We start from the raw sequence: 12,106 nt of genomic DNA on the forward strand, positions 1-12,106 counted from the left end.
GAAGATTTAACTAGCTGATGAAGACTGACAGATGGCATAGAAAAAAGGTTCTTCACTGTCTGGATTTAAAATGGTACAAGGCTGATTTTTTGTAAACTAAGGAGGGAAAGAAAAGGTGGATGCTCAAATTGTAACTTATTCATGGATCTTTATGGGATTATTTATCTTTGGTATGTTATTTTTTGGTTGGATAGGAATGAAGCGAACGAAAACTGCCGATGATTTTGCAACTGCGAGATCAAGCTATTCTCCTATTGTAATAGCTTTAGTTATCTCAGCTGGTATGGCAAGTGGTTCAACTTTTATGGGAATGCCTGGTCTTGCTTATGATATAGGGACCCCTAGTCTTTGGTACCCATTATTATATCCAATTGCGACTGTGATAGGTATGTTATTTATAGCAAAAGTTATTAAAAAATACGGGGATGAGTTTGGAACCAGAACTATTCCTGAGTTCATTGGAGAACGATATAAGAGTGAGTTTTTAAGAATTGCATTAACTGTCATTTCAGTTCTCCTTATTTTTTATGTCATATCACAGTTTGTAGCTGCTGCAACAATGTTCCAAACAATGATGGGAATTGATTATGAACTAGGCTTGATTCTTACAGCTGTTGTTATCGGGATTTATGTATTTATGGGTGGTTCACATTCAGATATTATTACTGATGGCTTTCAAGGTCTGTTAATGCTGTTAGTGGCTATTACTGTTTTTCTTTGTTTTGTCGTAGGTGCCGGAGTAAACGGCGGATTTTCAGCAATGTTAGAAACCATTAGTGCGGAGAAGCCACAAGGGGATTTTAACCATCTGTTTCTTCCTGGAGACGATACCTATGGATCATTTTGGTTGGTGGCCTTATTATTTATCGCCCATTTGCCATTTGCTATTCAGCCTCATTTGGGTAATAAGTTCATGGCTGTTAAAGGTGGAAAAGATATTCGTAAGTTAATAATGTACTGCACTATTTTTGCTACAACACTACCATTAATGGCTTTGGGAGGAATGTTGGGAATCGCTGTGATAGGTAGTGATGCGGGCATTCATCCAGACCAAATTATTCCGGTTCTTTTCAGTGAAGTCTTTCCTCCGATTATTGCGGCGTTTTTCTCAGTCGCGGTGTTGTCTGCTGTTATGTCAACTTCAGATGGGTTGGTGGTTTCACTATCACAACTGTTAGCTAATGATTTATATAGAAAAACTATTGTTCCACGAATAAATGTTTCAAAAGAAAAAGCGGAACGTAATGAATTGATTATCAGTAGATATAGTACAATCGTTGTGCTTATTGTTGCAGTATTGCTAGCATTGTCCCCCCCCGAATCTTTGTCGGTTTTCTTATGGATTGGGATAGGTGGAATAATGGCCGCCACCGCTGGACCAATATTATTAGGTGCTTTGTGGGAGAGAGCTACCAAAAAAGCTGCAATTTGTTCGCTTTTGGCAGGGAGTATCGTGTATTGGGTAGTTTATTTACCATTTGGTTTTGATTTCTCTAATCCTTTTGGGGCTTCAGGTATCAGTGTTTTAGTTGGTTTATTTGTCATGTACGTAGTCACAATAACTACTACAGATTCTTATGGTGATATTAAGAAGGATGATTGGTTTGAGTCAAATAAAACAGAAAATCCTTTGTAAGATTTTTATATGCTTATGAGTATTGTCCATTTATAAACCGTCGAAATCCCCATCTGTTTTCAGAAGGGGGTTTGCGCCATTTATTTTTGAAGGGTATTAGAGAAAACTGAAGAAACATATTTATAATGGTGACACAAATTGGCGAGAGTGAGTCAACTGTTATTATTCGGACTTTCTTATATATAGGGATTGGACGTTTTTTTGATAATACTAACCAGTTATAGCAAATTTCAGGCTTCAACTAAATCTATCGCAGAGGGGAGCAACATATTTGCCAATATTTTAGCGGAAGTACTGAGAATTTCAACAATATATATTTTGAACATTATGGTTGTGTACTTGAAAAATAAACAATAATGAGAAGAAGGGTTAATAATGGAAATATTGAATTACTTAAATAAAAATCAGAGAGCAATTGTAAAAGATATAGAGGATGTAGTTATTCATGATTCGCCATCTTTACATAAAGAGATGGTTGATGAATGTGGACAATATTTGAAACAACTTATCTCTGAACGTTTGGGCTCTGTGTCAAAGGAATATCCGAACAGAGATGTCGGTAACCACTTAAAATTTGACTTTGGAGAAGGGGCCGAACAAATTTTAATTCTTACCCATTATGATACTGTATGGGAGAAAGGCACACTAAGTTTTCAAATCGAAGGCTCACGTGCATATGGACCAGGTATTCATGACATGAAAGGAGGAATCATCCAGGGTATATGGGCGTTGAAAGCAATTAAAGATTTACAGTTAAGCACAAACAAAAAAATTGCGTTTTTATTAACTGCTGATGAAGAGCTATTTAGTCCAACATCAAGAGAATTAATTGAGAAGGAAGCAAAAAAAAGTGCAGCAGTTTTGGTGCTAGAACCGCCAAATGCAAAAACAGGAGCATTGAAAATAGCCAGAAAGGGAGCGGCCAAGTTTAAAATGTCTGTGAAAGGCATTTCCTCTCATGCTGGGAATAATCCAGACGTAAACGCCAGTGCTATCCATGAAATCGCTCACCAAATAAGAATTTTGGAAGGGTTTTCTGATCTGGACCAAGGTACTACAGTTAATGTTGGGGTAGTAAAAGGCGGAACAATGAGTAACGTTGTGTCTGACAATGCTGAAGCAGAAATAGATGTTCGTTTTTTTACAAAAAGTGAGGGAGAAAGAATTGAACAGGAAATATTGAATTTGCAGCCGAAATTCTCCAAAACAAGAGTGCAAATTGAAGGTGGAATTAATAGGCCTCCTATGGAAGGAAATGAGGAATCAGCACGTTTATTTGAACTCGCCAGTAAGAGCGCTAACGAATTAGGCTTTAACATAACTGGTGAATCGGTCGGAGGAATTAGTGACGGAAACTTAACTGCAGCTATAGGCGTAGCGACCTTGGATGGATTAGGTTCAGTTGGAGAGGGTCCACATGCTTTCCATGAACATATTAAGATTGATGAAATTCCTAATAGAACGGCCTTATTAGCACGCTTACTATTGAAGTTATAAGAATTAAAAACGAAAAAAACACCAAATGTGCTTTTTTTTGCCTTTTTAAAGGATTTGAAAAGTAATTACAGCATGTAGTTGATCTACGCTATCAAAGTCATATCGACCATGGGGTGCGATATCCTTCATGATTATCTTGAAAAATGCTTGTGATTTGGAAAGTATGCGTACGGTAACCTAAAAATTATTGTCAATATTAAAAAGGTGTGGTATTAATGTCTCTTGACAATGAGTTTTTCGTTAGGCAAACCAATATTTAAATATTTTAACTACTCCGCAAGCAACACTCATTTACGAAGCTATGTCCTTCACCTCCTATTAAAGGAAGGGTGAGCTTATATTCAATTTTCAAGGTTCAAATCTAGCTTTTAGAGACCTGAAAATTAGGTCTAAACATAATATACAAGGAGGTAAGTAGTATGAAAAAAAAACAAACAAAAACTGGTTTAAAAAAACGCTTTACTATGCCTGATGCATTTATAATTATTTTTGGGATCGTGTTACTGGCATCTATTGCCACTTATTTAGTTCCTGCCGGTTCTTATGAAAGAGAGACGGTCGATAATATTACACAGGTAGTTCCTGACAGTTATTCATCTACCGAATCAAACCCTACTAATTTAGTGGAACTATTTCGTTCTATACCAGTCGGGATGGTCGAATCAGCAAATATTATATTTTTAATCTTTATAATAGGTGGGGTTGTGGCCTTAATTGAATCAACGGGTGCTATTAATTCAAGTATCAATACGTTAATTGACAAAGCAAAAGGTCGATATATGCTGCTGATTACAACTGTCTCCGGTATATTTGGCGTAATGGCTTCTCTTGGCATTGCACCAAATGCTGTCATTGCTTTCATACCCATAGGCATAGCGTTGGCACGTTCGCTTAACTTAGATGCAATAACTGGTGTGGCAACTGTGTATTTAGGTTATTACGCAGGTATGATTGCCGGGATTTTTGATCCGACTATACTTGGTCTGGCTCAAACTATTGCAGAATTACCACTTTTTTCCGGAATTTCCCTCCGTATCTTTATGTTTTTAGCCCTTATTACAGTAACTATTATTTACATTAACTTTTATGCTAAGAAGGTTAAAAATGATCCGGCGAAATCTCTAATGGGGCCGCAATTATTTGCAGATAGCGTAGAAGAAGAGTCCGTTGAGAATGTTGATACAGTTTTAACAGGAAAACAAAAGCTCATTATATTAGTTTTCTTTGTATTTATAGCCTTCTTTGTATTTGGTGCTTTTAATTATGGCTGGAGTATAAATGAATTATCAGCGATTTTTATAATGATGGGTGTAGTGGTTGCTTTTATTGCCAGAATAACGCCCAATCAATTCATTAGCACATTTATGGACGGGGCAAGATCGCTTGTTTATGGTGCTTTGGTCGTTGGAATTGCGCGAGCAGTAATTGTTGTTTTAGAAGAAGGAGCGATAATTGATACAATTGTTCATGCTGCTATTGGTCCACTGGAAGCGACATCCGTATTTATTGGTGGCCAGTTGCTATTCGCATTTAATTTAATCTTTAATCTATTGGTCACTTCAGGTAGCGGACAAGCGTCAATAGTGATGCCATTGATGGTCCCACTGCTTGACTTATTAGGTTTAACAAGACAGACAGGTGTCCTGATATTTAAATTGGGGGATGGATTTACTAATATTATAACGCCTACCTCAGGTGTACTTATGGCAGTTTTAGCTGTGGGTAAAGTACAGTGGATAAAATGGGTGAGATTTGTCTTTCCATTATTACTAATGTGGGTGGTTATTGGTGTCCTAGCTATTAGTTATGCAATATTTAGTAATTATGGTCCTTTTTAGAAATTTTAAGTGTCTGCCAAACTATACTGGTTTCCTTTAAGAAAACCTTTACTTTCTTTTGTTCACTTCGTGCCAACATAATGAACCGTACATGACATCCAAGTTATGACATCCTTGCAATGTATATGAAAATTAATATCCCCTTTTCAAGTGTAATCAAATAAGAATAAAAAGGATGTGAAATAATTGGAACAGAAAATCCAACAGACAGTAGATAAAATGGATAACGAAATTATTAACTTTCTTCAAAGGTTAGTTCAAATTCAAAGTGTAAACCCACCAGGTAATTATGATGAAATAAGTGATTTTTTAGAAAAAGAATTAACAGAACTGGGATTTGAAGTGAATGTTATAGATGTTCCTGATGAATTGATTCAGAAGGTGGGTAAAACTACAGCCCGCAGGAATGTAATAGCTACCTTAAAGGGAACTGGCAATGGTAAAAATTTAATACTAAATGCACATCTGGATACAGTTCCTGCTGGTGATCCGAATAAAGTGGATCTATCCTCCTTTCTCGGGCCGGATAGAAAATGGGCGTATCTATGGAAGGGGTGCGTTTGATTCGAAAGGACGGATCGCCTCGTACGTTATGGCGGCACTGGCATTAAAAAGATCGGGAATCCCTTTCCGGGGTGACATTTCTATTGTTTTGACTTGTGATGAAGAAACGGGAGGAATGCTTGGCGCTGGGTATATTTTGGAGAATAAGTTTATTTCAGGAGATATGGTTGTCGTAGAAGGTTATAGTGATCAAATTGTACGTGCAATGCCTGGAGTTCTTCAACTTAAAATTATTTCTAAAGGGATTTCCTCACATTCGGCATGGAAATGGAAAGGGGTAAACTCTGTTGAAAAAATGGCTAAGGTGATAAATGGCTTATCAGGACTGCAAAAAGAGTTGGAAAAAGAAACATACACCTTTCCAGGAATGGATTATACGACTGTTAATATTGGTATGATTGAAGGAGGGACAAAAATAAATGTTGTACCCGATTTGTGCGAGATTGAGGTAGATTTTCGAGTCACTCCTGAACATACAATTGAAGAAATTTACAACCGGGTTGAAAACTTGATAAACCAATTAGAAAAAGAGGACGAACAAATGGAAATAGTCATTGAAAATATACCAGAAATGCAAACAGAACCTACGATCATTGATGACAAATCGCCTTTTATTTTAGAAATCCAAAAAGCATGTAATGAAGTAATCGGTCAATCGCTCCCGGTAGTAGGTATGCTCGGTCAAACAGATCTTCGTTGGTTTATCAAAAATGGAATTCCGGGGATTAATTTTGGACCTGGTAATCCTGAAAAAAACAACCCTCATAATTATGATGAGAATATGGGAATTGATGATCTTATACAAACAACGAAAGTTCTAGCTACTTTTGCCAGAAATTATTTGAGTGGATATTGACAACGCGTATAGGGCAAGTTACTGAGTCCTAACTCAATGACATTTAGAGCTTGGCAGCTATAAAAAATTCCAAGTCTGTATATTTGGTTAGATGAGTGGACGAAAGGGTTCAGGAAAGGATAAGTGAAAAGGAGATATTATGATGAGGGAATATATAGAAAAAGATTTTGATGCTATGTTAGGTATGTTAGAAGAATTGGTGAATATCGATAGTGGTTCTTATAATAAAGAAGGAATTGATCAAGTCGGCCATGTTTTAAAAAATAAATACGAAGAGCTTGGGTATTTAATAACAGAAAAAGAGATTCAAAGCTTCGGGAATAATTTAGTTATTCGTCACAAAGAGGCTGTGAAACCTGAAATCTTAATTGTAGCTCATATGGACACTGTTTTCCCGGAGGGCACAGCAAAAGAGAGACCTTTTACAATTGCCGACGGGAAAGCATATGGTCCTGGTGTCATTGATATGAAATCCAGTCTGGTCATGCTGTATTTTAGTCTGAAAGCGTTAATAGAAAATAATATTTCAGGTTATGAGAATGTAGAAATTGTGTTAAATAGTGATGAAGAAATTGGTACCGAGTCATCACGAGAGTTAATTGAAAATGCAGCTGAAGACAAAAAATGTGTTCTCGTTCTGGAACCAGCTCGAGAGGATGGTTCGATTGTTAGTGCAAGAAGAGGGATGGGATACTATTCGCTTAAAGTTAAAGGGAAAGGCGCGCATTCTGGTATTGACCCGGAAAGTGGAATTAGTGCAATAGAAGAATTGGCACATAAAATAATTGATTTACAAGCGTTGTCAGAACCTGAAGAGAATTTAAATGTTAACGTTGGTTTAATTAAAGGTGGAACTTCAGTGAATACCGTCGCTCCAGCTGCAGAAGCAGAAATCGACGTTAGAATTAGCACTGTAAATCAAGGCAAAATTATTGATGAAAAAATCAAAAAAATCGGCAGTAAAACAACTATTAAAGGAACCATTTTGGATTTAACAGGGGGAATCAATAGACCGCCAATGGAGTTCAATGAAGGGGTACAAACGTTAGTTAAGATAATACAACATGAAGGGAAAAAACTTGGGTTAGACATAAAACACACAGCAACTGGAGGGGGATCTGATGCGTCATTTACAGCAGCTATGAATGTTCCAACTGTTGATGGTATGGGTCCAGTTGGTGGAAAACAGCATAGTAAAGATGAATATTTACTAGTAGATAGCTTTAAAGAGAGAACCATATTATTTATTAATGTTTTAAAATATTTAAGTAAGCCAACAAAGTAAAATATGAAAATAGATAATCTATGGTGCATCTGGTAACGATATTTGATTTAAGTGAATGATCTCTGCTGTTCTCATGTTGATCAATTGCCATAAAAACGTTAGATCGACAATGACGACAAGTTCAGCGTTTTGTATACGTCTTATTCGAGTTTGCGACTTACGTGTGTGACCTTTTTTGCTTCTAAAATAAGCGTGGCACCCTCACCAGTTCATAATGGTGGGCACCACGCTTGTTTTTTTAAATTTACTGGGGTTTTATCCCAGCCCCTTTTACATCACAATTCAAATTGATTAGTGAGCATATACTTAAGTGTCTCCATGCTCATCATTTGCAGCACGTACCGCTTCGTATACATCAGAGCCGATTTCATCTTCATATTCATCCCAAATTGGCTCGAGGTAATCACGGAATTCTTGAACTTGCTCAGAACTTAATTCTGTAATTTCTACATTGCCCCGTTCTTTGATGATTTCGAATCCTTCATCATTCAAAGCTTTCGCTTGTTCCCGGGCAACCTCGGTTGCTTCTTCGACACCGGCTTGGACAATTTCTTTAGTAGGTTCGTTCAAGCCGTCCCAAAACTCTGTATTGGTGAAGAGTCCATAATCCACACGTGTATGATTCATCACCGTCAAGTGTTGTTGAACCTCGTCGAACTTCTTGGATTCAATATTGCTGAAAGTATTTTCTTGTCCTTCTACAACACCTTGGTCAAGGGCATTATACAATTCGCCGAATGGGATTGATTCAGACCCAGCTCCCATTTCATTGTAAATGGATTCAAGCACTTGACCTCCTTGTGTACGGAATTTCAATCCTTCAAGGTCCTCTGGTGAATCAATCTTGACCTCGTTATTCGTGAGATGTTTTCCGCCGTTTGGCCATACATAGAGACCGAGAACTCCGTCATCGGTAAGACTGGACATGATCTCTTGACCTTTTTCCCCATCCCAAAATGCTAACGCTGCAGCATCGTTGTCAAATGCGAAAGGCAAAGAAGGTACGTTGAATTGTGGGTTATTACCGACAAACTTGGAAATATCGGGTGCAATAAACTGCACATTGTTTGAAGCTAAGTTTTGATACTCATCCTGGTCACCAAAAAGTGAGCTGTTCGGATAAATTTCCACCGTGATTTTACCGTCGGATTCTTCCTCAATATACTCTTTCATAGCTAAAGCACCTTGGTGTTTAGGTGTATTCTCGGCAACCACATGGGAGAATTTGATTGTTGTTTCTTGAATTTCTTCACCGCCGTTATCATCACTTTCACCAGATGCGCTATCATTACCACCACATGCTGCTAAAACCAATACAAACATCAAGAATAATAAACCAAACTGTGTTTTCTTCATGAACTTTCTACCCCCTATGATTTGTAAAGTTACTTTGGAAAATTTACTCATTGTAGATTACCTAATCAATCCCATTTATCACCTCCCATAAAAATTTAGTTGAAAGGGTTTTCAATTCATGGCAACTTCACCTCCAGGATTCTGGATACAATTGATTGTAACTAAATTATCATAGTTCACAACCAAAGTAAAGAATAATTAATAAATTTTCACATTTCATAAATTTGCACTTGTCATAATTATTAAATTGTATTATCATATCCTTACTCAGTATCCAAAAAGTTTGTATCCAAAATACAAGAAAGGGGAATGATTATTGACATTTTAAAAATTTGTTGCAATAAGCATCTATTAGAGAAGTTAATTTTGGTAGTAAAGAAAGGGGTTCTCAATGAAAATACTGGATAAGATTGAAAATACCATTTCTATTATTTTTTTCCTTGTCGGGATTTCAATCAGTTTATACGCTGTTTTCATGCGTTACGTGATGAACAGTTCACAGTCCTGGGCAACTGAATTTTTCACCATGTTTCTTGTGTGGGCGATATTTATCGGCTTTTCAACCGCTTTACGCGATGATAAGCATATTACGATAGACATACTTTATGAACGGTTTAATCCCGTTATGAAAAAAATCTCGGAATTACTTACGCTCATTGTTGGAATCGCTTTCAGTCTTTTTTTCATATGGACAGGGACCGATATGGTTCTTACAGCATATGAACAGGAAATCACGACACTCGATGCTGAGTTTCCGATTTGGATCAATTATTTGATTATGCCGATAGGCGGCTCACTACTACTCATCCGCTTTGTCGAAAAGGCCTTTCGCTTTTTTGTTAAAAAAGAGGAACTGCATGAAGGGGGTAATACAGAATGGAAACAATAATTTTGATCGTATTATTATTCGTATTAGCTTTCCTACGGGTCCCTATTGCAATAAGTTTAGGGGTTTCCAGTATTGTCGCCTTATGGTTAGTTGGTTTTTCGTTAGATACAGTTATCCAAAAAATGTTCACAGGTGTCAACAATACGACCCTTATGGCGATTCCTGGCTTTGTGTTTGCGGGGTTATTAATGGCTCAAGGTGGTATATCCAAATACTTGATAGAGTGTATTAGAGCTTGGATTGGTCATACGAAGGGTGGGCTTTCTGTTGTAACAATCGTCGCTTGTATGATTTTCGCGGCAATTTCCGGTTCAAGCCCGGCTACTGCTGCAGCTATTGGGGCAATCATGATACCGATGATGGTGAACGCGGGATATGATAAAAAATACTCGATGGGTCTTGTTGCTACGGCAGGGACATTAGGGATTTTAATGCCACCATCAATTCCGTTGATACTTTATGGATCGGTTGCTGAGATATCGACAGGTCAATTATTCACTGCGGGCATTTTACCCGCACTTGTGCTGGTTACTGTGCTGATAATTGCAGCTATAATTGTTGCCAATAAAAATAATTACGGAGGATTGGAAAAGGTCCCGATGTCCAATCGTTGGAAACCTACCCTTGAAGCAATATGGGGTCTCGTCATGCCAATCCTCATACTTGGAAGCATTTATATGGGAGTTGTCACTCCGACCGAAGCTTCGTTTTTGGCTGTATTATATTCGATTATCATTTCAGTTTTTTGTTTATCGCGAAATGAACTGGAAAAATTTCATCAGTATTACGAAACAATCAATAAATACGACAGCAATGATTTTTCTGGTGATCGCTGCTGCGCTTGTTTTTGGTATGTTCCTGACGACAGAGCAAGTACCGCAAGCTTTTGCACAATGGGTGACTGACAGCGGATTTAACAAGTGGACATTCTTGCTGATTGTAAGTATTCTATTTTTTATGCTTGGGATGTTCCTGGAGCCGACTGCGATCATTCTGATAACATTGCCGATCTTCCTACCAATATTACAAACGTTGGATATTAATGTGTTTCATTTTGCAATCATTATGGTTGTGAATATGGAACTTGGTATGATTACACCGCCGGTCGGGTTAAATCTATTTGTGGTAAGCGGGATTGCTAAAGAAAGAGTCGAACAAGTTATACGAGGGGTTGTACCTTTTTTTGGGATATTCGTTATAGTCTTGATTATCATCGTCGTATTCCCGCAAATCTCATTGTTTCTTATTGAATGATCATTAGTTTAGATAGGGGGATGTTTGCAAATGAATGTTTGGCGTTCTTATTTATTTGTGCCTGCCAAAAAGCAGTCCATGATAGGTAAGGCTGTAAAATCTGATGCCGACAGTATTATCGTAGATCTTGAAGACGCGGTAGCTCATTCAGAAAAAGATACTGTCAGAGAATCATTAGAGGAAGCTTTGAATGAATTTGCAGGTGGGAAACCAATTTATGTGAGAATCAATGATACGTCCACGTCGTACTGGAAAAAAGATTTATACACAGCGGTAGAAAGTGGCGTGGATGGTATTATCATTCCAAAATCCGAAAGTAAAGAAGAAGTTGCCCAAGTTTGCGACGAAGCAAAAAATATTTTTGAAAAAACAGCGTCGAATGAGAATGAAATGGATCTTAAGGTCATTCCGCTGTTGGAAACTGCAAAGGGAATTGAGTTTGCATATGAAATTGCTAATTCGCACACTTTTGTATCTAATCTTGCTTTAGGCTCTATTGATTTATCTCTGGATATAGGTTGTGAGCTGACTGCAAGCGGTAATGAACTCCTTTATGCTCGTTCCAGAATCGTAATTGCTTCCAGAGCGGCAGGGATAGGTAAGCCTATTGACACTGTTTATATTGATTTGAACAATCCAGAAGGACTAAGTAATGAGGCGATGATGGCCAAAAGAGTTGGTTTTGGAGGGAAACTGATTATCCATCCAAAGCAGATCGAAGACGTACACCAGGTCTTCACACCCAAGGAAGAAGAGTTACATGAAGCAAAACAAATCGTTGAGGAATTTGAAAAAGCCGAACGGCAAGGCTTAGCCTCCATCTCTGTCAATAATAAACTTGTGGATTATCCTGTATATAAAAAGGCTAAAGAAATGTTGGACTTGGTTAGAAAAAGCTAATTCGCTGGCATATAAGTCAATCACAACACTA

10 protein-coding genes and 1 pseudogene are annotated in these 12,106 nt (G+C 37.6%); 10 read left to right on the top strand and 1 reads right to left on the bottom strand.

Going from position 1 to position 12,106, the window contains the following annotated elements:
* Positions 1 to 115: 115 nt before the first annotated feature.
* From Len3610_RS00445 to Len3610_RS00470, 6 genes are all read left to right on the top strand, one after another.
* A complete protein-coding gene (locus tag Len3610_RS00445) occupies positions 116 to 1,636 on the top strand; it encodes a sodium:solute symporter family protein (RefSeq protein WP_255259718.1) in 1,521 nt (506 codons plus the stop codon).
* Positions 1,637 to 2,011: 375 nt separating this feature from the next.
* Entirely contained in the window at positions 2,012 to 3,133 is a 1,122-nt protein-coding gene (locus Len3610_RS00450) for a M20 family metallopeptidase (RefSeq protein WP_255259719.1), read from the top strand.
* Positions 3,134 to 3,552: 419 nt separating this feature from the next.
* Positions 3,553 to 4,971, top strand: coding sequence for a YfcC family protein (locus Len3610_RS00455; RefSeq protein WP_176446214.1), 1,419 nt, complete (start codon positions 3,553 to 3,555; stop codon positions 4,969 to 4,971).
* Between the two features lie 186 nt (positions 4,972 to 5,157).
* On the top strand, positions 5,158 to 5,535 hold the full coding sequence (locus tag Len3610_RS00460; RefSeq protein WP_176446215.1) for a zinc-binding metallopeptidase family protein: 378 nt from the start codon (positions 5,158 to 5,160) through the stop codon (positions 5,533 to 5,535).
* Positions 5,429 to 6,391 carry a M20 family metallopeptidase gene (locus tag Len3610_RS00465; protein WP_255259720.1) on the top strand — a complete coding sequence of 321 codons (963 nt, stop codon included), beginning with the start codon at positions 5,429 to 5,431 and terminating at the stop codon, positions 6,389 to 6,391. The genes Len3610_RS00460 and Len3610_RS00465 overlap by 107 nt, the downstream gene beginning before the upstream one ends.
* Before the next feature lie 139 nt (positions 6,392 to 6,530).
* Positions 6,531 to 7,676: a M20 family metallopeptidase gene (locus Len3610_RS00470; protein WP_369693624.1), complete on the top strand. Its 1,146-nt coding sequence runs from the start codon at positions 6,531 to 6,533 to the stop codon at positions 7,674 to 7,676.
* 306 nt (positions 7,677 to 7,982) lie between these two features.
* Here the strand turns inward: Len3610_RS00470 and Len3610_RS00475 are convergent, their stop codons facing one another.
* The gene (locus Len3610_RS00475) at positions 7,983 to 9,032 is read right to left on the bottom strand and encodes a DctP family TRAP transporter solute-binding subunit (protein ID WP_176446217.1); all 1,050 of its coding nucleotides are present in this window, start codon (positions 9,030 to 9,032) and stop codon (positions 7,983 to 7,985) included.
* A 391-nt stretch (positions 9,033 to 9,423) separates the two neighbouring features.
* Between Len3610_RS00475 and Len3610_RS00480 the strand changes: the two genes are divergently transcribed.
* The 4 genes and pseudogenes from Len3610_RS00480 (at position 9,424) to Len3610_RS00490 (ending at position 12,075) form a co-directional block, all read left to right on the top strand.
* Positions 9,424 to 9,921, top strand: a complete 498-nt coding sequence (locus tag Len3610_RS00480; RefSeq protein ID WP_176446218.1) for a TRAP transporter small permease — start codon at positions 9,424 to 9,426, stop codon at positions 9,919 to 9,921.
* Positions 9,909 to 10,589, top strand: a pseudogene (locus Len3610_RS21555) (TRAP transporter large permease); the annotation flags it as partial. The gene Len3610_RS00480 and the pseudogene Len3610_RS21555, both read left to right, overlap by 13 nt.
* 91 nt (positions 10,590 to 10,680) lie before the next feature.
* Positions 10,681 to 11,175 carry a TRAP transporter large permease subunit gene (locus Len3610_RS21560; protein ID WP_369693625.1) on the top strand — a complete coding sequence of 165 codons (495 nt, stop codon included), beginning with the start codon at positions 10,681 to 10,683 and terminating at the stop codon, positions 11,173 to 11,175.
* A gap of 30 nt (positions 11,176 to 11,205) precedes the next feature.
* The gene (locus Len3610_RS00490) at positions 11,206 to 12,075 is read left to right on the top strand and encodes an HpcH/HpaI aldolase/citrate lyase family protein (RefSeq protein WP_176446219.1); all 870 of its coding nucleotides are present in this window, start codon (positions 11,206 to 11,208) and stop codon (positions 12,073 to 12,075) included.
* The last annotated feature ends 31 nt before the right edge of the window (positions 12,076 to 12,106 follow it).

The organism is Lentibacillus sp. CBA3610 (genome assembly GCF_013373365.1).
In the GTDB taxonomy this organism is placed as follows: Bacteria; Bacillota; Bacilli; order Bacillales; family Amphibacillaceae; genus Lentibacillus.

What these genes read in the sequence shown, in the direction of transcription:
- Len3610_RS00450 (WP_255259719.1), top strand. Translation starts at nt 2,012, where the DNA reads ATGGAAATATTGAATTACTTAAATAAAAATCAGAGAGCAATTGTAAAA.
- Len3610_RS00455 (WP_176446214.1), top strand. Translation starts at nt 3,553, where the DNA reads ATGAAAAAAAAACAAACAAAAACTGGTTTAAAAAAACGCTTTACTATG.
- Len3610_RS00465 (WP_255259720.1), top strand. Translation starts at nt 5,429, where the DNA reads ATGCACATCTGGATACAGTTCCTGCTGGTGATCCGAATAAAGTGGATC.
- Len3610_RS00470 (WP_369693624.1), top strand. Translation starts at nt 6,531, where the DNA reads ATGATGAGGGAATATATAGAAAAAGATTTTGATGCTATGTTAGGTATG.
- Len3610_RS00475 (WP_176446217.1), bottom strand. Translation starts at nt 9,032, where the DNA reads ATGAAGAAAACACAGTTTGGTTTATTATTCTTGATGTTTGTATTGGTT.
- Len3610_RS00480 (WP_176446218.1), top strand. Translation starts at nt 9,424, where the DNA reads ATGAAAATACTGGATAAGATTGAAAATACCATTTCTATTATTTTTTTC.
- Len3610_RS21560 (WP_369693625.1), top strand. Translation starts at nt 10,681, where the DNA reads ATGAACTGGAAAAATTTCATCAGTATTACGAAACAATCAATAAATACG.
- Len3610_RS00490 (WP_176446219.1), top strand. Translation starts at nt 11,206, where the DNA reads ATGAATGTTTGGCGTTCTTATTTATTTGTGCCTGCCAAAAAGCAGTCC.